The following is a 21,046-nucleotide window of genomic DNA, read 5'->3' as shown; positions in this document are numbered from 1 at the left end:
GCTCGAGCACGCTGTCGCTATCCCGCGGCACGAAAAAGCCCCCGCGCCTTATCGGCCGGGGGCTTTTCCATTAATTACGTCAGACGGCGCTACGCGCTTTCGAAGACCACGATCGGGTCGGTGGTGGGTGCATCCGAACCGCCCTTGGGTTCGATCGTGACGCCTACGATGTCTCCGACACCCATTTCGCCATCGAGCACGCGCCACGTTGGGCCGTCCTCGGCAGCACTCATGAGGCCAGCCGGGCGAGCACCTGACTCGTCGATGTACCAGAGCTCGTAAACCTGGTCGGCAGGAAGCGGCTCAAGACCGTCCACAATTACAGCGGATGACGCGAGCTCGCCCGACCACACGAAGGTAGCCGTGGCTCCCCCCGCGACCGTCGAGACCAGACGCTGCGAGTCGCTGGCGGCATTGATCGCCGCGAGCTGGTCGGCCTGTGCAGCAGCAAACGTCGACTGTTCGAGAGAGGTGCGACCGATGGAATCGGCGACCACGCCACCGGCAACGATGAGCGCCACTGCGGCAGCGACAGCCGCCAAAGCGGTAGCCGGACGGGTGAACCAGCGAGCTTGAGCCTTGGTCTCCGCGGGAGTCGCCGGGGCAGGCGACGAGGTGCTTGATTCCTCGGCCGCCACAGCGACATCTGCTTCGCGCGGTAATTGCGGCGTCTGAGCAATCATCGCCATGAGGTTGGCTTTGAGGGCAGGAGGCGGAGTGACCGGGTCAATGGCCATTCCGAGTGCCACTGCCGTGTCGGAGAGTTCGGTGGTCTCGGTGCGGGTCTCATCGGAAGCAGCCAAGTGCTTCTCGAAAGCCTCGCGCTCTTCAGGGCTTAACGCGTTGAGAGCGTAGGCGCCAGACTGTGCTGCGAGGTCGTCGTTGCGGTTGTTCATGATGCCACCCCCATTTCGTCGCGTAAGCGGATCATTCCATCACGTAGTCGGGTTTTGACAGTGCCGACGGGAACCTTAAGCATGGTCGCCACCTCACTGTGGCTATAGCCGCCGTAGTACGCAAGGGAGACAGCTTGGCGCTGGAGTTCAGTCAGTCGTGACATGGCCTTCTCTACCCTTTCGTGTTCGAGTCGGACTTCAATGGTTTCTGAGACGTGATCGTAGTCCGGGTTGTGATCACGGATGCCGATACGAACGTCGCGGTCGCGGGACGACTGCGATGCACGTACACGGTCAACGGTTCGGCGGTGAGCCATGGTGAGAATCCAGCTCACCGCTGCACCCTTATTCGAATCGAATCGGGTTGCGGTTTGCCAGATCTCCAAGAAGATCTCTTGCGTCACTTCTTCGGACTGCGAATGGTCGCGAAGGAGCCTCTTGACGAGTCCAAAAACTCGAGGAGCCAGTTGGTCGTACAGTTCGCTAAATGCGGCCTGATCGCCAGTGGCGACACGCTCTAATAGGTCTTGCGGGCTTGTGGCAGGCACACCCGGTTCTTCGGGCGTTGCGCCGACATCAGCTTCACGAGACATAAGGACAAGCATGACAGGTTCCTGTGCTCCTTCATCGCAGTTCGTGTGGTTCAGCAGCGAATCTTCAGTCAGTGGATGCGGGGCCGACGATGGTTTTCGTCAGTTTCATTCACTGGTTGGTGATTCGGGGCCCTAGCGAGAAAGGTTTGGTCGAAATGTGTCGGAATCTCAGCGTTGCCTCGCGGGGCCGGCAGAACGGCAAAAAGTAGTCGAGGCGGCGAGGGCGGATTCGGTTGCTGAGGCGGCCAGCGGGCACTAAAAAGCCGGGCCACAGAGAACGCCTCACGACGCAGGGCCGCTCGCAGCGGCTAATTTTGGAGCCCGGGGTTACTGTGGCCCGGCGAAGAAAAGTGTAGCAAAGGCCTCGCTGTACGCCACCTTGGAGCGAGAGCTTGAGGGCGGTGTTCGCGGGCAGCGAAGGTGAACGGCTCCGTGCTAGTCGAGCGCGCCCGCCCGAAAGAGCTTGGCGCAGGCCGCGAACTCCGTCGCCATTCGCGAGTAGCGATCGGCTCGGGTGGTGAGTTCGCTCGCCCGTTCCGGGTTCAGCAGCTCTTGGTCATCAGCGACACTTCCTGCACCTGAAGCCAGAATGCGGCTGAAGGAGGCAGCACGATCGAGCGCCACACCAAAATCGCCACGGAACAGACCGCGCAGCACCTCATCCGCCAGCGTCTTGATTTCGTTTGGCCCTGTCGGGTTTACTGCGCCCGTGACCGCCGCATCAATCGTCGTCAGTGTGTCAGTACCGCGCTGGAAGAGCAGGCTCGTGCCGACTGCATCCTGTTGGATGACGGCACGTAAGAGATAGATGCGCCACAGCGCTCCAGGCAGGCTGCTGGGGCTCGACCGCGACCACAGCTCGGCGAGTGCATCGATACCGTTTTTGTCGGTGTAAGCCACGATACGGTCGACGACGGCAGGGTCATCCGTGTTGCGTGCACCCTCAATGAGGGCATGGGCGGTATCGTGGGCGGCGCGCATTATTTGAGCCGGATCTTGTCCGCCCTCAAATGTGTCAAACTTGTCTGTCGAGTATTGCGTGGGCTTTTGGAAATTTTCGGCCATAAGATCACGGTACGCTTAACATGTAGGGCCTGTAGCTCAGTTGGTAGAGCATCGGACTTTTAATCCGCGGGTCGCCGGTTCGAGCCCGGCCGGGCCCACATCTTAGTCAGCCTTCGAGGCGTTCGTGAATGCCTTTGAGGCGTTTTCTTGCGGTTCTTGTGCGCTCTTAGAAGCGCGCCACGATTAGGCTCCTCACCATGGAGTTATGGGATGCTGGCGGAACGAACTATCTCAGCATCGAGCCCATGGCTTACCAGTTTGAAGATGTACGGGTCGATCCTTACGACGCCAACTGGCTCCTGATCGATGGGCGAGCCCGTTGGGGCGCCGTAGAGTGGAACTTTCTCGAACCCTGCCTGCTCGTGGACGAGGCACGCGACCTCGGCACGTGGCTTCTGCGGGCCGCCCGCGGGCTTGTTGAGCCGATGGAGCTGAGCGGCGAAAGCGAGCTGCTTCCCACGCGGGAGTTCGTCGAACCGAACCTCGGATTCAGTCTCGTGAGCTTCGAGCCGTCTGCGGTTGTCATCCGTGTGTTCCTTTGGCTTGAGTCACAGCCTCCGAGCGTGACGAGTGAGAGGGAATTCTTCCTGGATCTCACGATCGCGACGAAGGACATCAGGCATGCTGTTGCGGCGTGGGAGCAGGAGCTCGCCGAGTTCCCCGTGCGCTAGCATCTTTCATTCCGCGCGATAGAGATAACATGGTGCGCGGCCACCTAAAACGATTCATTCGCGCCGCAGCAAAGGAGCTCGCCATGTCATCCACTCCTCTCCGCATCGCCGTCACTGGCGGAAACGGCAAGCTCGGGCGGGCGACCGTTGCCGGCTTGCGTGCCGCAGGCCACACGGTGACCGTGCTCGATATGGCTGGCCCCGACCGCAGCCAGTTCACCTACGTTGACCTCACCGACTACGGACAGGTCGTGGATGCTCTCGCCGGCATCAATGATCGCAACGACGGCGTGGATGCCGTCGCTCACCTCGGCGCGATCCCAGCCCCGGGCCTCTGGTCAGACGCCGCCACGTTCCACAACAACATGAACGCGACCTTCAACGTCTTCCAAGCGTGCAAACGACTCGGCATCAAGACCATCGCGTACGCCTCGAGCGAGACCGTCTTGGGTTTGCCGTTCGAGACTCCCCCGCCCTACATCCCGCTCGATGAGGAGTACGAAACCCGCCCCGAATCGACCTACTCGATGGTGAAGCATCTTGAGGAAGAGATGGCGCAAAAGTTTGTGCGTTGGGACCCCACGCTCAGCATCAGCGCGCTGCGGTTCTCCAACGTGATGGAGCCTGCCGACTATGCCGAATTCCCAAGCTTCGATGTGGATGCCCGGCTGCGGTCCTGGAACCTCTGGGGTTACATCGACTCCCGTGACGGAGCCGACGCCATTCGTTTGGCCTTGGAGACCTCCCGCCCCGGCTACGACGTCTTCAACATCTTTGCCGCCGATACCGTAATGACCCGCCCCAATGCGGACCTCGTGGCGGAAGTGTTCCCCGGCGTCGACATTCGCGGCGAGCTCGGCGTCAACACGTCACTAACCTCGATTGCCAAGGCCGAGCGCCTTCTCGGCTGGGTGCCGCAGCACAGCTGGCGCGACTAGCGCGCCGAGAGCAACCGATATTCTCCGCCGCGCTATTTCAGACCCCCTGGGTGCGGTACATCCGTAATTGAGAATTACTGCCAAAATATGGATATCCGATAGGGGGATCAGGATGTCAGCGGGATCGTCTGCCGAACAGCAGGCGCAGCGTTTGAGTGCGCTCGCGTCAAGCTATCAGCGTGAAGCTACTCTCGCAGCGGATGAAGCTGGTCGCTATGCAGCAGCAGCCGTTGCCGAACGTCAGCTCGCACAGCGTCTGTCGCCATTAACCGCTCACGGCTACTATCTGCTGGCAGACCGCAAGTGGCCTGGTTCGCGGAACGCGCAGCTCGACCTCATCGTGGTCGGCCCTTCAGGTGTGTGGATCATCGATTCGAAGCACTGGAATGATTTCAGCGTTGCAGCGGGCTCGATGTACCGCGGGCAAGATGACGTCACGGATGATGTACTGCGACTTGCCGACGTCGCAAACTCGGCAGAAGCGGTATTTGCAGACGTGGGCCTCGCTCCCGGCGAAGTGCGCGTCGCACTAGTAATGCACGGGCACAAAGGGCGGCTTGGCGAGGTAGGCCCAGTCGAGGTCGTCGGCGAGCATGACGTTCACAAACATCTTGCCGCCCGCGGACGAAGACTCACGCCGTCACAAGTCGAGAAAGTGCTGTTCGCGGCGATGCAGCACTTCCCCGCCTACTCAGGTCCGCAGCTCGAGCAAACCATTAAAGCCGTTCCTGAGCCGGTGCTTTCGGAAGCCCCGAACCACGCTCTCGAAGACGGCGCGTTGCTGAGCGAAGACGAAGTTTTGGAAGCCCTCAGCGCTGCGGAACTCGCTTCACCGGTCGAGGATTGGATGACTTTTCTCCACCCCAGTCAAGCCACGCTCGTGCGCCGCAGCTTCAACGGGCCGTCTCGCATACGCGGAAGCGCTGGAACCGGAAAAACCGTCGTCGGTTTGCATCGAGCTGCATACCTCGCACGCATGCACCCCCATGGCCGCATCTTATTCACCACATTCGTAAAGACGCTCCCCGCTGTCATGAGCAACCTACTCACTCGGCTGGCGCCTGAGGCTGCCGATCGGGTTGACTTCGTCGGCGTCAACTCTTTCGCGTCGCGCGCACTTTCAGAACGAGGCGTACGACTCAAGATAGACTCGCGTCGCGCAGGCTTGCTGTTGAAAAAGGCGTGGTTTGCGCTCGACGAGAGCTCTCGAACTCGACTTTCTGCGCGGGCTCCCGTCGCTGGTTTCGAATACTGGAAAGAGGAAGTCGACGCCGTCATCAAAGGCCGTGGGCTCACGTCGTTCGAGCAATATGCAGATTGTGCGCGCCCGGGCCGAATGATTCCCCTCAATGTCGAAGACCGTCGAGCAGTGTGGAGACTGTTCCAGGATTACGAGCAACTCATGCGGGCCGCTGGGATTCACGATTTCAAAGACCAGATTCTTCTTGCGGAGAAGGCGTTACAGGAGCGTCCTCTCACTGAATACGCTGCGGTCGTTGTCGACGAAGCACAGGACCTCTCCCTGTCCATGGTTCGAATGTTGCACTCACTGGTGGGCGATGGCCCCGACGCCTTCACTCTCATCGGCGACGGACAACAGAGCATCTATCCGGGTGGTTATGTACTCAGCGAAGCCGGCATTTCCCTATCGGGGCGCGGCGTCGTCCTCGACAGGAATTACCGGAACACTATTGAAATCCAAGAGTTCGCATCCGCTTTCATCAAAGACAACGATTTCGCGGACATCGATGATTCGCCTACCGCAATCTCAGGACGAGCTCGCGGGAGAAAGGATGACGTTTCTTCTGTCGTAGTCAGTGACCGTCACAACAATGCCGTCAGTGCCACGGGGCGCCACGGACGCCCTCCCGTCTCTGCAACGTTTGCGTCAAAGGACGAGCACGACCGAGCATTGGTTGAGCACATCCGTTCGGCAGCCGTTTCGGCGGAGATCGGAATCGGCGACATCGCGATCTTGTGCGATACCAACCGACAAGTCGACATAGCTCAGCGTTTGCTGGCCGAAGCGGGACTGGCTTCGATGAGCCTTGTGGATTACGCCGGGGTGCCAGTAGACGCGGTCAAAGTTGGAACGATCAATCGGGCTAAAGGCCTCGAGTTCAAACTGGTGCTTCTGCCGTGGACGCCGAAGCACCCGCCTGCCGCCGACGATGAACGCACAGCACGCCAGCTGCGCGAACGATATGTAGCGACCACCCGTGCCCGCGACGCGCTCTGGGTAGGGTTCTGCTGACGCAGAATTTCACTTGAGCGACTGCGGTCACGCACGCCCCCAAACCGGGTCACGCTGGGCGACCCCGATCCGCAGAAACCGGGGGACGGTGCGCAACTTGCCGCAGGATGTTCACCACGCATCCATGTTCGAGTGCTGGACTACGCCCATGACCGGCTACGTGTCGCAGTATCCTCGACCCGACCATTACGTGTTACACCTCAGCGACGTGCACCTGCTCGCCGATGGGCGACGCCTCTATGACAGCCTCGACAGCGAGACCAAGCTGCGGCAATTGTTCTCTGAATTGGAGGCATCCGGTTCTCGCCCCGAAGCGATCATCGTCACCGGCGACCTCGCCGACAAAGGGGAAGCGGACGCCTACCGCGCCCTCCGAGAGATCGTCGAGCCCGTCGCCGATCGCCTCGGAGCACAAGTGGTGTGGGTCATGGGCAACCACGACGACCGCAGCACCTTCACCACTACTCTTCTCGATGAACCCGCCACCACCGCGCCCATCGACCGCGTAATCGACGTCAACGGTTTGCGCATCATTGCGCTCGACTCGACTGTTCCCGGCGAACATCATGGCGATATTTCGGATGCCCAACTGCTGTGGTTGCAGAACGAACTCGCTACCCCGGCACCCCACGGCACCATTCTCGCAATGCACCACCCGCCGGTGCCCACCGTGCTCGATCTTGCCGTGACGGTCGAACTGCGCTCTCAAAAGGAACTCGCCGCTGTAATCCGCGGCAGCGACATCCGCAGCATCATCGCCGGTCACCTGCACTACTCAACGACCGCCACGTTCGCGGGCATCCCCGTGTCCGTCGCCTCAGCCACCTGCTACACGCAAGACCTCAACGTGCCCGTCGGCGGAACGCGGGGTCGGGATGGTGCCCAGTCATTCAACCTGGTGCACGTCTACGACGAAACAGTGATGCACTCGGTCGTGCCTCTCGGAGACTACGGGAGCCTCTCGTATGTCACGCCAGAAGAGACAGCCGCGATTCTCGAGCGTGAAGGAATCACGATTCCGCCGCCGCTCAACCCTCACGTCGTACCCAGCCCACAAAGCGCCTAGCCAACCTCATTCGACTGACGGTCGGGCTGCTAGATCGGCTACAGTGCGTCACCCTACTCGGCTTCGGGCAACTCCCACGGCGCCGGAATCGGGTAGTACTCATCGAGGAACGAGCGCACCGCAGCAGCACGGTCTTCCGCTGAGATCTCGGGGAAGCTGCCATCGTTCAGGCAGAAGAAGTCGCTCGAGCGCTTGCGCAGCAACGACCGCATCTTGCGCAGCCCTTCAATGGATGTCGTGTCGACGTACTTCACTGTGGCATCCGTTTGCACGATCGCTTTTCCGCTCAGCAGCGCGTAATAGTGGTACAGCGAGTTGGTGACTGAGATGTCGGTCGCCTGGCGAAACGCGCTGGCACTCGTGCGTGCGAAGTCGTCGGGAAACTCTGCTTCGAGCTCTCGCATCACCGACACGCGGAGCGGGGTTGCCGCGTGCTCGAGGTGACGCGTGATGGTCGCACCAAACTTCTGCTGCAGCAGTCGACGATTAACACGCGCCGCATTTTCGAAACCAGAGCGTTGCAGGCTGCTCTCGCCAAGACCAATACGGGTGCGTGCCTCGATGAACTTGGAGATGCCGCCCGGCGAGTAAAACATTGAGGGGCTCACGTGACGACCAAAGAACATGTCGTCGTTGGAATACAGAAAGTGTTCGCTGATTCCCGGGATGTTGTGCAACTGGCTTTCAACCGCGTGCGAGTTATGCGTGGGCAGGTCTTCGGGGCGCTCAAAGAAGTCTTCGCTGCGCATGAGCGTGACGCGCGGGTGCTCGGCTAGCCACTGGGGGCGCGGTGAGTCAGTGGCGATGTAGATGTTGCGAATCCAGGGGGCGTACTGGTGCACCGAGCGCAGGGCGTACTTGAGCTCGTCCAGCTGCCTAAAGCGCGCCTCGGAATCATCACCCTCGCCGACCACGAAGTTAGCCATGCGGGCAGCACGCGCCTTCTGCCATTCCACTTCAGCACCATCGACCCACGAGAAGACGATGTCGATTTCGAACGGGATATCGTGGGCAAGCCGGTCAAACATGCCCCGAAGCGTTGGCCAGCTTTCACCGTGCAACTCAACGGTGTCGTTGATGGCTTCGTTACTTGGCAGCCAGCGGCGCATAAGCGCGTTCGGGTTCGGAGCAACAACCTCGTTGCGCACGTACTCCCACAGTTCGATGCGCACACCAAAAGGCTCGTCAAAGCGCAGGCGGCCGGCAGGCTCGACACGGGGTCGAAAAATAACGAACGCTTTCGCTTTGATTACCGGCGTGAGTACGCCATCCGCGACCAGCACCGGAGTGTCTCGCTTATCGGACGCAAGGCGCTTGCCGTTGGCCTTGATGCGCGCGGGCTTCACATAGAAGGGTTCGTTCTGGCAGGCGGCGATGAGCGCGAGGCGCAGCCCCTTGCGGTCCTTGGCATCAATCGCCAGTACGGGTGTTTCGTCTTCACCACGCACCATCAAAAAGGGGATCTCGGCGGCGTCGAGCACACGGCGCACAAACAGTAAGTCTTCGCGCACGGCTTCACGCGGCGTGAGGGTGCTGTTGCTGAGAGCAAGCAGCCCATCGTGCACCACGACATCGTCGCGACCTACTACGGCGGGAGAAGAAACATGGTCAATCATGGTGGCCCCAATTTTCGAGCCTGGCTGAAATGCCCAACATCCGAAAACGGATGCCGTTAGCTGCTTTGAGGATAGCCCGAACCACTGAGAATCGGTCGCGTAGCGCGCAAAAGAAAACCGCTCTAGATCACCACTCCGCCGTGACCCGCTCGAGACCCGCGGCCGACCAGGTCGCGAGTCAGTACGACGGTCGCAAACTCATCGTGCAGGTTTACGCCCGTGATGCGCGAGAGCTCGTCGGCAGCGACTTCTTCCCCAAAGGGGCCATCTCTGTCGAAGGTGCGCGTTGCGTCAATCACAAATGTCACGTCATAGCCGAGGTTGCCGCCCACGCGCGCCGTGGTTTCGCAGCAGTGGTTGGTGGTGATTCCGCAGATGACAATCGACTCGATAGCGGATGCTTTCAGCCACTCGTTGAGGTCGGGGCTGCCATGAAAACTCGAGTTCACACTCTTGGTTACGAGCAAATCGGGAGTGCCCGACAGCAGCTCCTTGAAGGCGTTGCCCGCAGAACTCGGATGCAGCGGTGAGGTCTCGTCGTCGGAATCGTGCCGCACATAGACGATGGGCCAGCCTTCACGGCGCCAGTGCCCGATGAGCATCCCGATGTTCGATTCACAGTTCGGGTTGTTGCGTGGCCCCCAGTAGGCGGCGTCGTCAAAGCCTTGCTGTACATCGACAACGATGAGTGCTGCAGCCATTGCGACCTCCGGGGTTTAGCCGACAGTTACCCCGAATAGTAGTCCTAGTAAGTACGTTGCGGTAGCGGCTCCATACCCGATGGCCAATTGACGAAGCGCCCGCTTGAGTGGCGAAGCGCCCGATAACAAGCCAACAATGGAGCCGGTCACGAGCAGTGCAAGCCCCACAAGTAGCACTGCGATCACCACCGCAACGAGACCCTCCGCGCCGATCAGATACGGCACCACGGGGATCACCGCACCAGAAGCAAAGAAACCGAAGCTGGATGCCGCAGCGCCCAGAGCCGAACCGATCGGATTGTGTTCCGGTGTCGCCGTCGCGGCTTCCGTGGTGCGCCCGGCAAGCACTTCGGCGGCGTGCAGCTCGGCTTCGTGCGTGCTCATGCCGCGAGCGCGGTAGACGAGCGCCAGCTCGTTTTCGTCTACGTCGAGGTGGGTGACCGAGTCCACCGCAACGGGACTGTGCGCTGCTGCTGCTTCCAGTTCAAGCTGGGAGCGCACGGAGACGTATTCACCCGCGGCCATCGAGAGGGCTCCGGCGAGGAGCCCAGCTACACCGGAAAGTAGAACGACAGCGTTGGGGAGCCCGGCGGCGCTCATGCCGAGCACGAGGGCGAGGTTGGAGACGAGGCCGTCGTTTGCTCCGAACACGGCGGCGCGGAACGTTCCCGAGAGGCGTTGACGCCCGCGGGTTGCGAGCGCGCGAACGACTTCCTCGTGCACGGCTTCGTCGGCGGCCATTGTGTCGGTCGCGTCGTCGTCATCCAGATACGGCGACCGTGACTCGGCGCGCTGGGCAAGGGCGAGCACAAAGACAGAGCCAAACCGTCGGGCCAGGAAGCCGAGCATCCGAGTTCGCGGGTCGGTGGGAAGCGGGCGACCGGCCTGCTCCCCCAGCAAGGTCAACCAGTGATCTTCGTGGCGTTTCTCGGCGGCGGCAAGCGCCAACAGGATCTCGCGCTCTTCGCCGGTGCGGCGGGATGCCAGATCGCGATAGACGGCCGCTTCGGCGCGTTCGGCGGCGAGATAGCGTCGCCACCGGCGCACATCGCGGGCTCGGGGTGCTGAACTCACGACAGACTCCTTAGGCAGAGAACTCGACGCCCCAGGTTGCAGCGAACTCGACACCGGGCTCAAGCCACAAAAGACCGCGGCCCGTGTTGAACGCGTTGGGGGCGGCCGTCATAGGCTCGATCGCGACGACCTGGCCGATGCCGGTGAGGGTCGGAAAGTTGCGCGGCGTGAACAACTGAACGAAGTCGAAGTTCTCGTCAACGGTCACGCGCACTTCGCTGCCATTAGGCGCAGTGAGGCGAGCGGCGATGCCATCGACAACCTCGACGCCGGCGAATGCCATATCGAGGTCGAGTTCGCCGACCGGGCGGCCAGCACTCAAGTCAAAGTCCGTTCCGGGCACAGCAACTTCGGCCGTCGGGATGAGGCGCTCATTCGATTCGAAGCGAGTGGCGGCGGTCATCGTGAGAGTTAATTCCGCAATGGGAGTGTCACCGATCTTGAAGAACGGGTGGGTTCCGAGCGCATACGGGGCTGCGGCATCCGAAAGGTTGGTAGCGGTGTGGCTGACGCTCAGTCCACCCTCCACGAGTTCGTAGCGCACGGTGGTGTGCACGTGGAAGGGGTAACCATGCTGCGGGAAGATCGTCGCGCCGAGGGTGACCGAGCCTTCCGTGCGTTCGATCAGCGAGTAGCCGATGTTGCGCAGCAGTCCGTGAATGGAGTTGTTGCGGTCGCGCTCCGTGATGTCGAGAGTCTGCGGCTCACCATCGAGCATCCACGTGCCGTCTTCGATGCGGTTCGGCCACGGCACCAACACGATGCCGTCAGCGAAGGGCGGCATCGCCGATTCAGCGTAGGACTCCACAAGATCGACCCCGCCGATACTGAACTCACGCAACGAGGCGGCAAGTTCGGTGATGGTCGCTCGCGCTTCGCCCTGCTCAGTGGCGCGAGTGATGATGTACTGGTTTCCTGTAGGCGTGCTCACCGCAACAGCCTACCGGCGCACCGGCCACAACCAAGGAAGCACCCATGTCAGATATTCGCGATGACGTTCTCTACGACTTCGAGGCCGTGTTCGGTCACCCCGCCGATGGCGTCTGGTCGGCTCCCGGCCGCCTCACACTGCTCGGCACAGCCGATAGCCCCGAGACGGATGCCGAACTCGCGGTGGCCATCAACCGCCGAACGGTGCTGGCGGCTTCCACTCGCTCCGACCGCACCGTGCGCATCGCGAGTGCCCTCGTGGATGAACTCGTCACAATCGAGCTCGACGAGCTGGCCTCCACCGAGGTGCAGGGCTGGAGTCGTATCGCGCTCGGTATCGTGCAGGAGGTGCTGGAGGCATCCGACACGGCGGCGTCGCTCACCGGCGTCGACGTGTTCATCGACACCACCGTGCCTGTCGGATCTGGTCTCGGCTCGTCGGCCGCACTCGAGGCGGCCTTGGCACTCGCTCTCAGCGATCTCTGGAACCTCGGCGAGCATACCGCTCACCTTGCCGAGCACCCCGATGTCGCCGCGAGCGTCTTCGCTCTCGACGACCACGCCCTCGTGCGTTTGGAGGGTGAAACGCGCCCCGAGCCACTCCCCCTCGACTGGCAGACCGCCGGCCTCGAACTTCTTGTGATTGACACCGACGCTCCCACCGCCGATGCGCTCGACACTGCGATCGCGGATGACGAAGTGCGCCGCACACTTCACACCGTCACCGAAAACCAGCGGGTGCGCGACGCGGCTCTCGCCATTCGCGACGAGACCCCTCGACTGCTCGGTGCCCTGCTCGATGCCTCGCACGCGAGTCTGCGCGACGATTACGGAATCTCGACCACAGAGGTCGACCTCGCCGTTGAAACAGCTCTGGCCGCCGGTGCTTTAGGCGCGCGGATGCTCGGCCGCCCCTTCAGCGGAGTGGCCGTCGCTCTCGTCGATACCGACACGGCATCTCGCGTGCGAGTAGCTCTCGATGGAGCCTTCGCCGAACACGCGTGGGGCCAGCCCACCGTCACCGCAGTGTCACCGTCGATGGGCGCTCTGCGCGACCGCTAGCGGCAAGCGGCAGTCAGCAGCTATCCGGCCAGCTTCAGAACGAGCGCAACGGCAAACGCAGCACCAACGATCACGCCTGCCCAGACCCACACGCGGGGCCACGGAAAGCGACGTTTGCGCGGTTTGCGCTGCACACCCTGCGGTCGCGACACGTGCTGCAGCTTCGGGGCCGCAGGCTTCTGCGCGGCGTCCGCTGACGCACGGTTCGCCGCTGACTCGTCTGCCACCGCTACAGCCGTTCGGCAGCGTCGACGACGTTCTTCACGAGCATCGCGCGCGTCATGGGGCCAACGCCGCCGGGCATCGGCGAAAGGTAGCCGGCGATCTCGGCAACAGCGGGGTCGACGTCTCCGACGAGACGGCCCTTACCGGTTGCCTCGTCGATCACGCGAGTGATTCCGACATCGAGCACGGCAGCGCCCGGCTTGATCCACTCGGGGCGAATTAGCGCGGCGGAACCGACTGCGGCAACCACGATGTCTGCCTGGCGAACATGAGTTTCGAGCTGGGTGGTGCGGGAATGGGTGAGGGTGACGGTGGCATCCAGTCCCTTGTTCGTGAGGAGCAGACCGATCGGCCGACCGACTGTCAGGCCGCGACCGACAACAACAACGTGCTTGCCCGCGATGGGCACGTTGTACCGCTCCAACATTTCGACGATTCCCGCCGGGGTGCAGGGCAGTGGCGAATCGAGCTCCGTGCCCACGCCCAGCACGAGACGACCGAGGTTAGTGGGGTGCAGGCCATCCGCATCTTTAGCGGGGTCCATGAGTTCGAGCATCGCGTTCTCATCGAGACCGGCCGGCAGCGGCAGCTGAATGATGTAGCCGGTAACGGCAGGGTTCTCGTTCAACGCCACAATGGCATCCCGAACATCGTCTGCGGATGCCGTGGCTGGCAGATCGACGCGAATAGATTCGATGCCCACTTCGGCGCAGTCGCGGTGCTTGCCTGCCACGTAGGAACGACTTCCGGGGTCATCGCCCACGAGAAGGGTGCCGAGGCCCGGAGTGATGCCGCGAGCCTTCAGGGCATCCACGCGCTCGCGCAGTTCGTTCTTTACGGCGGTGGCCGTAGCGACACCATCAAGCTTTACTGCGGTCATCGTTTTCCGTTCGAATCGGGCCGATGCGCTGATCGGCCACCTACACAACTGCCAGCTCCATTAAACGCTAAAGAGCCCACCTCCGTGTTCACACGGTGATGGGCTCTTGAGCTTCAGACTGTTTCAGTCCGGTTCTGGGTTCTTTAGGCCCAGCTACCGGGGCTTTCGAGACCGTCGTAGAGCGGGAAGGCGTCGGCGAGCGCGCGAACGCGGGCGCTGAGCGCGGCCGTGTCGGCACCGGGCTTGAGAGCCTCGGCGATGATGTCGGCAACCTCGGTGAATTCAACGTCGCCGAAACCTCGAGTGGCGAGCGCCGGCGTACCGATGCGCAACCCCGAGGTGGTCATGGGCGGGCGCGGGTCAGCGGGTACCGAGTTGCGGTTCACGGTGATGCCCACGGCGTGCAGCAGGTCTTCACCCTCTTGACCGTTGATCTCCGACTTGCGCAGGTCAACGAGCACAAGATGCACGTCAGTGCCGCCCGTGAGAACGTCTACGCCAAGCGAGGTCATGTCGTCTCGAACAAGACGCTCAGCGAGAATCTTGGCGCCGCGAAGGGTGCGCTCCTGACGATCCTTGAAATCGTCGGATGCCGCGAGCATGAACGCGGTCGCCTTGGCGGCGATCACGTGCATGAGCGGTCCACCCTGCTGCCCGGGGAACACGTTGGAGTTGATCTTCTTAGCGATATCAACGTTGTTGGTGAGGATGAAGCCCGAGCGGGGACCACCGATGGTCTTGTGAACGGTCGACGACACGACATCCGCAAAGGGAACGGGGTTGGGGTGCAGGCCTGCGGCAACGAGTCCGGCAAAGTGCGCCATGTCGACCCAGAGCACGGCTCCAACCTCGTCGGCGATCGAACGGAACTCAGCGAAGTCGAGCTGGCGGGTGTACGCCGACCAGCCAGCGATGATGACGTGAGGCTTGACCTCAAGGGCCTTGGCACGAACATCCGCCATATCAAGAACGCCGGTCTCTTCGTTCACACCGTAGGCGTGAGCTTCGTAGAGCTTGCCCGAGAAGTTCAAGCGCATGCCGTGCGTGAGGTGTCCGCCGTGGTCAAGCGAGAGGCCGAGGATGCGGTCTCCGGGCTGAGCGATAGCCGACAGCACTGCAGCGTTAGCCGATGCTCCCGAGTGAGGCTGAACGTTGGCGTACGCCGAACCGAACAGGCTCTTGGCGCGCTCGATAGCGAGCTTCTCTGCAACGTCAACGAATTCGCAACCACCGTAGTAGCGACGCCCCGGGTAACCCTCGGCGTACTTGTTGGTGAGAACCGAGCCCTGCGCCTCGAGAACAGCGCGCGGAACAAAGTTCTCACTCGCGATCATCTCAAGCGTATTGCGCTGGCGGTCGAGCTCTTGGCCGAGCACCGCAGCGATCTCGGGGTCTACCTCAGAAAGAGGCGAAAGGAACGAGGACACAGATGATCTCCTTGCGACAGGGGTGGATACTCCCAAGATACCGCCTGAACGCTGGATAACGTCAGCCCGAGGTGCCAAGGTTTCCGCAGGGGCGGAAAAAGGTCTGCACCCCAAGTGGTCTAAGGCACCCTTGAAAGCCCCGCTGTTTCTGTCAGACTTTGGACTACACCAGCGGCGCGAAACGCGCGCGGTAGAGCGCTCCCAGCCCGTCGAACGGACCCCATGTTTACCCGCCTGATTCACTCCGCAAACCTCGTGAGCGACGGCGCCTCGCAGCAGGATGCATGGGTTGGCTTCGACGGAGCAACGGTGGCAGCCACCGGCACGGGCGACTCGTGGCGTTCCCGAGCGGATGCCGCGACTGACGTTGTCGATGCTGGCGGCGACTATCTCGCCCCGGGTTTCATCGACATCCACTCGCATGGAGGGGCAGGAGCAGCTTTTGATGACGGCCCCGCCGCTATCGCTCAGGGGCTTGAGGCGCACCGCCGCCATGGCACGACGCGGTCCGTCATCTCCCTCATCAGCGCCTCACCCGGGAAGCTGCTGACCAGTCTTGCAACGGTGGCAGAACTGGCTCAGCACGATCCTCTGATTCTGGGCAGCCACCTTGAGGGGCCCTTCATCGATCAGGAGTTCCGCGGCGCTCACGACCCCGCCATTCTGCGATCGCCGTCCGCTGCCGAAATCGACCATCTTCTCGCAGCCGCCGACGGCACGCTGCGCCAGATCACGCTGGCGCCAGAGCTACCTGGCGGCACCGAGGCCATCGCGACCTTTGTGGCCGCTGGAGTTCGCGTGGCAGTAGGACACACTGCCGCCACCTACGCTCACACCAGTGCGGCGTTCGATGCGGGGGCGAGCATTCTCACTCACGCGTTCAATGGAATGCGCGAAATCCACCATCGCGCTCCCGGTCCGGTAGCAGCAGCATTCTCCGCCTCAGAGGTGACGCTCGAAGTAATCAATGACGGCGTGCACGTGCATCCGAATGTCGTCGCCATGCTTTTCGCTTCGGCTCCCCACCGCGTCGCGCTCATAACCGATGCCATGGCCGCGACCTGCGCTGGCGACGGCCACTACGAGCTAGGGTCGCTCGACGTCACTGTCGCCAACGGTGTGGCGCGCCTCAGCGACAACGGCTCGATCGCCGGCTCGACCCTCACGATGGATGCCGCGGTGCGCCGCGCTGTCACCGAAGTGGGCTTGAGCGTGCCGCAGGCTGTTGCCGCGGCCACCGCTGTTCCTGCCCGGGCCATGGGGCGCGAGAGCGACCTAGGCTCACTTGCTCCCGGATTCGCCGCCGATGCCGTGTTGCTCGACGCCGACTTTAGGGTGCGGGCGGTGTGGGCTGCTGGTCGCGAATTGCCGCGCCCCGAGCATCCCGGCGCCTGAGTAGTTCGCCACCAATAATCGCGAAGACCACGGCGACGCCGAGGATGCCAGCGTCAACGTAGGGCAACGAGATGACTCCGTAATTGTCGAGCAGGATGCCGCCCACGAGCGCGCCGCCACCGATACCGATGTTGAACGAGGTCGTGAGGTAGGCCGAACCGACGTCGCGCATACGCGGGGAAGCTAGCTGCAACAGTCGTGTTTGCATCATGGCAGGAACGCCGCCGAAGGCGGTTCCCCATACCACCACGACGGTGAACATGATCGCGGGCTCGGCGGGAAACATGGCGAGCAGCACGGCACAGATCGCGACCAGCGCTAATGTGACCGGGAGGATGCTGCGCGGGAACCGGTCGACGAGCATTCCGGCGAGCGCGAGACCGAACGCACCGGCGGCACCGAAGATCAGCAGTACCCCGGCGACGGCACCGGTGTCGATGCCAGCCGGGCCGATCAGGTACGGAACGATGTAGGTATAGAAGAGGTTGTGTCCGAGCATCGCGAGAGCAACCAAGATGCACACGTAAATGACGCCGGGAACGGACCGGTCTTTGCGCAACGGGATCGAGATCTCGCCGGTGGCGAGGGGCTGCTGGTGATCGACCGGCGGCAGAATCCGCACGACCATGATCGTGAGGGCCGCGATGATGATCGCGATCACGACGAAGGCCAGGCGCCAGCCGAGGGCGTGACCGAGGGCGGTGCCCACGGGGACTCCGAGCACGAAGGCGGCAGTTGCCCCGGCACTCGTGACGGCAACGGCGCGGCCAACTTGGTGAGGGGGAACGAGGTGAGCTGAGTAGGCGCCGACCACGGCCCAGAACAGTCCGTGCGAGAGTCCACCGATGATTCGCGCGATCACGAGCACCGCATAGTTGGGCGCGACGGCAGCAAGTAGGTTGCCGATCACAAAGACGACAAGCACGATGATGACGAGCTTCTTGCGGGGCTGATTACGCGTGAGCGCAGCGAGCGGAGCCGTAGAGATAACGACAGTCGCGGCGAAGATCGTGATGAGCAACCCCACCTGCGACTCTGACACCGACAACTCAGCGGCGATCTCCGGCAGCAAACCGGTGGGCAACCATTCGCTCGTGACCGAAGTGAAGATCAGCGCGGAAAGAGTGAAGAGACCCGCCCACGGAAAAGCCTGAGAGGAGGTGGGCGAAGAAGTATGTGGCGTGCTCATGTTTGACTAACTCTACCGTCAGCACCGGTACGCTAAATCAGTGACCACCTCAATGCACTGGATCGTAACCCTCACTTGTGATGACAAGCCCGGCATCGTTCACGCCATCAGTGGCGCCATCGTTGAGGCCGGCGGCAATATCACCGAGTCGCAACAGTTCTCCAGCGACGACACGGGGCGCTTCTTCATGCGCCTTCAAGTGGAGTCGGATGCTCCGCGCGAAGTCTTCGTGCAAGCCCTCGCCCCCGTGACCGAGCGGTACGCGATGGAATGGCAGCTCGACGTTGTAGGGCGTCCGCTGCGCACCCTCGTGTTGGCATCCAAGGCCGGACACTGCGTCAACGACCTTCTCTACCGCCAGCGTGCTGGCCAGCTACCCATCGAGATGCCGCTCATCATGAGCAACCACCCCGATTTGGGCTCGCTTGCGGAGTTTTATGAGGTGCCGTTCGAGTCGCACGCGGTCACGACGCCCGGCCACAAGTTGGCCTTTGAGGAGCGCATCCTCGAAGTTGTCGAAGAGCACGACATCGAACTCGTCGTGCTTGCGCGCTACATGCAGATTCTCTCCCCCGAACTGTGCGAACAGTTGAGCGGCAAGATCATCAACATCCACCACTCTTTCTTGCCCGGCTTCAAGGGTGCGAACCCCTACAAGCAGGCTCACGCGCGCGGCGTGAAGCTCATCGGTGCTACCGCGCACTTCGTGACGAGCGACCTCGACGAGGGCCCGATCATCGAGCAGAACGTCGTGCGCGTGGATCACGCGAGCACGGCAAGCGAACTCCGGTCGATCGGTCAAGACGAAGAAAGCCGCACCCTCACGCAGGCCGTGAAGTGGTTCGCCGAAGATCGCGTGCTGCTCGATGGGGCGCGCACGATTATCTTCCGCTAGGTCGGATCGCAGTGTATTGAATCGCCCGTTTCTACTGAACGATCGCCGGGATGTCGACGCCTTCGACCTCCTGAACACGTTCGATTCCTCGCGCACTGCCCCACCATTCCGTAGTGACCCCTCGTGGCGCAGTACGGGCCGCAATCACCCCATCGAGCCCCAAGTTCCACATCGAGTAAGTGACCGACTCGTCAAGATCGATATCCCCAGAGCTGGATCCGGACGTCACGCCGATTGATGGCGCAACCTTGGTGAACCCGTCAGGGTACACCACGGTCACCTCGCTCCAATCACAGTCCACCGGGGCAAGCGCAGCGAGTTCCTCGACCGTCACGCTGTCGATACCCACACAGGGCTGCAAAGCCCTGTCCTCTGGACTGATATCAATGCCCTTAGGGCTGCACCCCACCAAAGCGATCACAGCAATGAGCGAGATCCCGATCCCGGCGGTTCTCTTCACGATTGCGCTCTTTCTGCTCGAACTGACCACGCGGCCTCGTTCACAGGTTAACTAATTCTCACCAATCGGAGCAGTCCCCATTTCGAGTCAGCGTTCCTACTCAAGCAAGTCGCGCAGCTTCAGCGTCGTGTGCCAATTGCGCACCGTCATCCGCTTCGAGAGGCGATTAGCGCGCAGGCGGTCGATGCGCGATTCCGCTGAGTCGATGACCGTGCGCGAAAAGTAGAGCGCGCCTGGGCCTGCTGAGACAGAGTCAACCCGTTCGTTGAGTTCGGGCACGCGAGTGAGCGCTTCCGCTGCGGTGAGAGGGCGTTTGAGAAAGAGCACATCGCTCAGTAGCTCCGCGGAACCGTGATCGCTCGGGGCCGCCGCGACGGTGGCCGCGAATTCGTCGCCGGAGCGCACGACAGCGAGGATAGCGGCGCCCAAGCGCTCGCGCAGCATCCGCTCAATTTCGACTTCAAGCTCGGCGCTGCCCGACGCGTCTGAGGTGAACACGACGTTGCCGCTCTGAATGTACGTGCGCACGTCCGCGAAGCCGGCATCGGTAAAGCACTCCTTTAGCGCCGCCATGCTGATCACGTTCGAGCCGCCCACATTGATGCCGCGAAGCAGCGCTACGTAGTTCGTCATGAGCTAACGATGGCACGGAGTACCGACACGAGGCGTCGCTGCTAGCGAAATCGGGAGCCTTAGCGCAGCCGTTCCCAATCGAGACGATTCTCCCAGGAGTAGCGGTAGTAGTCGGCGAATTTGAGCTCGGATGCCGCAGCCTCGTCCACAATGACCGTGACGGTGGAGTGCAACTGGATTGCCGATCCCGGCAGGCTAGCCGTGACCGGCCCTTCCACTGCGCCCGCGAGCGCCGCTGCCTTTGCTTCACCAAAAGCGAGCAAGACAAGGTGCCCCGCACGTTGGATGGTGCCGAGTCCCTGCGTGATGCAGTGCTTAGGTACGTCATTGGGTGAATCGAAGAAGCGCGCGTTGTCGAGCCGGGTCTGCTGGGTCAGGGTCTTGACGCGGGTGAGTGATGCGAACGAGGATCCGGGTTCGTTGAAGCCGATGTGCCCCGTCGAGCCGATCCCGAGAATCTGCAGGTCGACACCACCGGCCGCGACGATCGCGCGCTCATAGTCGTCGCCCGCCGTTTCGATGGGACCGCTCTCGGCCGGCACCTGCACGAGCTCGGGCGTCAAGCCGAGCGGTTCAACGACTTCGCGCGTGATGACCGAGCGGTAGCTTTCGGGATGCCCGGCAGGCAATCCGACATATTCATCGAGAGCGAATCCCCGCACAGCAGAGAGGTCGAGGGCTCGAGCCGCGAGCGCAGCCCACGTTGTTAAGGGCGTCGACCCGGTCGCTAGGCCGAGTACGGCATCCGGGGTCCGACGCACGAGCGCTTCGATGAGGTCGGCAGCGACTTCGCCCGCCGCCTCTGGTGAATCGACGATAACTACTTCTGCCATGCCATCGACTGTAGAGCGCTCCGGCGCGATCGAGGGAAGATTGCCGAAGTGGTCTTAGCGCTCCACACATTCGGGGCCGAATCTTCACGAGCTGTCCAGATATCCGTCCGGTAGAATGTTCGTGACGAAGACACCGACCATCTCGCCATTCTGTCGCAACGCCATTCGCCTTGGCTGTGCTGCAGCACTCGACCACCAGATCGAGCACCCCTAAGGGAGAACTGCACTGAATCCGCAAGGTTC

General features: G+C 62.1%; 21 protein-coding genes and 1 tRNA gene. 8 read left to right on the top strand and 14 right to left on the bottom strand.

Annotated elements, in window-relative coordinates; all coding sequences use genetic code 11:
• Window positions 1-89: 89 nt before the first annotated feature.
• From ACR3YK_RS08260 to ACR3YK_RS08250, 3 genes are all read right to left on the bottom strand, one after another.
• Complete coding sequence (locus ACR3YK_RS08260) at window positions 90-896, bottom strand: anti-sigma factor (protein ID WP_486174418.1); 807 nt, start codon at window positions 894-896, stop codon at window positions 90-92.
• Window positions 893-1,501, bottom strand: a complete 609-nt coding sequence (locus ACR3YK_RS08255; RefSeq protein ID WP_189621839.1) for a sigma-70 family RNA polymerase sigma factor — start codon at window positions 1,499-1,501, stop codon at window positions 893-895. The genes ACR3YK_RS08260 and ACR3YK_RS08255 overlap by 4 nt, the downstream gene beginning before the upstream one ends.
• A gap of 423 nt (window positions 1,502-1,924) precedes the next feature.
• Window positions 1,925-2,554 carry a DNA-directed RNA polymerase subunit beta gene (locus tag ACR3YK_RS08250; RefSeq protein WP_486174417.1) on the bottom strand — a complete coding sequence of 210 codons (630 nt, stop codon included), beginning with the start codon at window positions 2,552-2,554 and terminating at the stop codon, window positions 1,925-1,927.
• A gap of 25 nt (window positions 2,555-2,579) precedes the next feature.
• On the opposite strand from ACR3YK_RS08250, the gene ACR3YK_RS08245 reads away from it, so the two are divergent.
• The 5 genes from ACR3YK_RS08245 (at window position 2,580) to ACR3YK_RS08225 (ending at window position 7,483) form a co-directional block, all read left to right on the top strand.
• Window positions 2,580-2,652, top strand: a tRNA-Lys gene (locus ACR3YK_RS08245).
• Window positions 2,653-2,751: 99 nt separating this feature from the next.
• Window positions 2,752-3,225: a WapI family immunity protein gene (locus ACR3YK_RS08240; RefSeq protein WP_486174416.1), complete on the top strand. Its 474-nt coding sequence runs from the start codon at window positions 2,752-2,754 to the stop codon at window positions 3,223-3,225.
• 83 nt (window positions 3,226-3,308) lie between these two features.
• Complete coding sequence (locus ACR3YK_RS08235; protein ID WP_486174415.1) at window positions 3,309-4,163, top strand: NAD-dependent epimerase/dehydratase family protein; 855 nt, start codon at window positions 3,309-3,311, stop codon at window positions 4,161-4,163.
• A 112-nt stretch (window positions 4,164-4,275) separates the two neighbouring features.
• Window positions 4,276-6,417, top strand: coding sequence for a nuclease-related domain-containing DEAD/DEAH box helicase (locus ACR3YK_RS08230; protein WP_486174414.1), 2,142 nt, complete (start codon window positions 4,276-4,278; stop codon window positions 6,415-6,417).
• 148 nt (window positions 6,418-6,565) lie between these two features.
• The gene (locus tag ACR3YK_RS08225) at window positions 6,566-7,483 is read left to right on the top strand and encodes a phosphodiesterase (RefSeq protein WP_486176397.1); all 918 of its coding nucleotides are present in this window, start codon (window positions 6,566-6,568) and stop codon (window positions 7,481-7,483) included.
• A gap of 53 nt (window positions 7,484-7,536) precedes the next feature.
• Here ACR3YK_RS08225 and ACR3YK_RS08220 read toward each other — a convergent pair whose 3' ends face one another.
• The 4 genes from ACR3YK_RS08220 to ACR3YK_RS08205 all read right to left on the bottom strand — a co-directional run bounded on the left by ACR3YK_RS08220 (window position 7,537) and on the right by ACR3YK_RS08205 (window position 11,805).
• Window positions 7,537-9,099 (bottom strand): stealth family protein, encoded by a 1,563-nt coding sequence (locus ACR3YK_RS08220; RefSeq protein WP_486174413.1) that lies wholly within the window; start codon window positions 9,097-9,099, stop codon window positions 7,537-7,539.
• A gap of 122 nt (window positions 9,100-9,221) precedes the next feature.
• A complete protein-coding gene (locus ACR3YK_RS08215; protein ID WP_486174412.1) occupies window positions 9,222-9,800 on the bottom strand; it encodes a cysteine hydrolase family protein in 579 nt (192 codons plus the stop codon).
• A gap of 15 nt (window positions 9,801-9,815) precedes the next feature.
• Window positions 9,816-10,874, bottom strand: coding sequence for a VIT1/CCC1 transporter family protein (locus ACR3YK_RS08210; RefSeq protein ID WP_486174411.1), 1,059 nt, complete (start codon window positions 10,872-10,874; stop codon window positions 9,816-9,818).
• A 10-nt stretch (window positions 10,875-10,884) separates the two neighbouring features.
• Window positions 10,885-11,805, bottom strand: a complete 921-nt coding sequence (locus ACR3YK_RS08205) for an aldose 1-epimerase family protein (protein ID WP_486174410.1) — start codon at window positions 11,803-11,805, stop codon at window positions 10,885-10,887.
• Between the two features lie 44 nt (window positions 11,806-11,849).
• On the opposite strand from ACR3YK_RS08205, the gene ACR3YK_RS08200 reads away from it, so the two are divergent.
• A complete protein-coding gene (locus ACR3YK_RS08200) occupies window positions 11,850-12,866 on the top strand; it encodes a galactokinase (protein ID WP_486174409.1) in 1,017 nt (338 codons plus the stop codon).
• Window positions 12,867-12,886: 20 nt separating this feature from the next.
• Here the strand turns inward: ACR3YK_RS08200 and ACR3YK_RS08195 are convergent, their stop codons facing one another.
• The 3 genes from ACR3YK_RS08195 to glyA all read right to left on the bottom strand — a co-directional run bounded on the left by ACR3YK_RS08195 (window position 12,887) and on the right by glyA (window position 15,398).
• Window positions 12,887-13,093, bottom strand: coding sequence for a hypothetical protein (locus tag ACR3YK_RS08195; protein WP_486174408.1), 207 nt, complete (start codon window positions 13,091-13,093; stop codon window positions 12,887-12,889).
• A 2-nt stretch (window positions 13,094-13,095) separates the two neighbouring features.
• The gene (locus ACR3YK_RS08190) at window positions 13,096-13,971 is read right to left on the bottom strand and encodes a bifunctional methylenetetrahydrofolate dehydrogenase/methenyltetrahydrofolate cyclohydrolase (protein ID WP_486174407.1); all 876 of its coding nucleotides are present in this window, start codon (window positions 13,969-13,971) and stop codon (window positions 13,096-13,098) included.
• 143 nt (window positions 13,972-14,114) lie between these two features.
• The gene (gene glyA, locus ACR3YK_RS08185) at window positions 14,115-15,398 is read right to left on the bottom strand and encodes a serine hydroxymethyltransferase (protein WP_486174406.1); all 1,284 of its coding nucleotides are present in this window, start codon (window positions 15,396-15,398) and stop codon (window positions 14,115-14,117) included.
• Between the two features lie 222 nt (window positions 15,399-15,620).
• Between glyA and nagA the strand changes: the two genes are divergently transcribed.
• Window positions 15,621-16,793: an N-acetylglucosamine-6-phosphate deacetylase gene (nagA, locus tag ACR3YK_RS08180; RefSeq protein WP_486174405.1), complete on the top strand. Its 1,173-nt coding sequence runs from the start codon at window positions 15,621-15,623 to the stop codon at window positions 16,791-16,793.
• Here nagA and ACR3YK_RS08175 read toward each other — a convergent pair.
• On the bottom strand, window positions 16,729-17,982 hold the full coding sequence (locus tag ACR3YK_RS08175; RefSeq protein ID WP_486174404.1) for an MFS transporter: 1,254 nt from the start codon (window positions 17,980-17,982) through the stop codon (window positions 16,729-16,731). The genes nagA and ACR3YK_RS08175 overlap by 65 nt on opposite strands.
• 52 nt (window positions 17,983-18,034) lie before the next feature.
• On the opposite strand from ACR3YK_RS08175, the gene purU reads away from it, so the two are divergent.
• Entirely contained in the window at window positions 18,035-18,877 is an 843-nt protein-coding gene (gene purU / locus ACR3YK_RS08170; RefSeq protein ID WP_486176396.1) for a formyltetrahydrofolate deformylase, read from the top strand.
• 31 nt (window positions 18,878-18,908) lie between these two features.
• Here purU and ACR3YK_RS08165 read toward each other — a convergent pair whose 3' ends face one another.
• The 3 genes from ACR3YK_RS08165 to ACR3YK_RS08155 form a co-directional block, all read right to left on the bottom strand.
• Entirely contained in the window at window positions 18,909-19,337 is a 429-nt protein-coding gene (locus ACR3YK_RS08165) for a hypothetical protein (protein ID WP_486174403.1), read from the bottom strand.
• A 96-nt stretch (window positions 19,338-19,433) separates the two neighbouring features.
• Window positions 19,434-19,970 (bottom strand): DUF1697 domain-containing protein, encoded by a 537-nt coding sequence (locus ACR3YK_RS08160; RefSeq protein ID WP_486174402.1) that lies wholly within the window; start codon window positions 19,968-19,970, stop codon window positions 19,434-19,436.
• Window positions 19,971-20,029: 59 nt separating this feature from the next.
• Window positions 20,030-20,803 carry a glucosamine-6-phosphate deaminase gene (locus ACR3YK_RS08155; RefSeq protein ID WP_486174401.1) on the bottom strand — a complete coding sequence of 258 codons (774 nt, stop codon included), beginning with the start codon at window positions 20,801-20,803 and terminating at the stop codon, window positions 20,030-20,032.
• Between the last annotated feature and the right edge of the window lie 243 nt (window positions 20,804-21,046).

It is taken from the genome of Salinibacterium sp. 10G20-15 (genome assembly GCF_057365065.1).
Note: the sequence above shows the minus strand (reverse complement) of the source record. Positions and strands in the feature narration are given on the sequence as shown.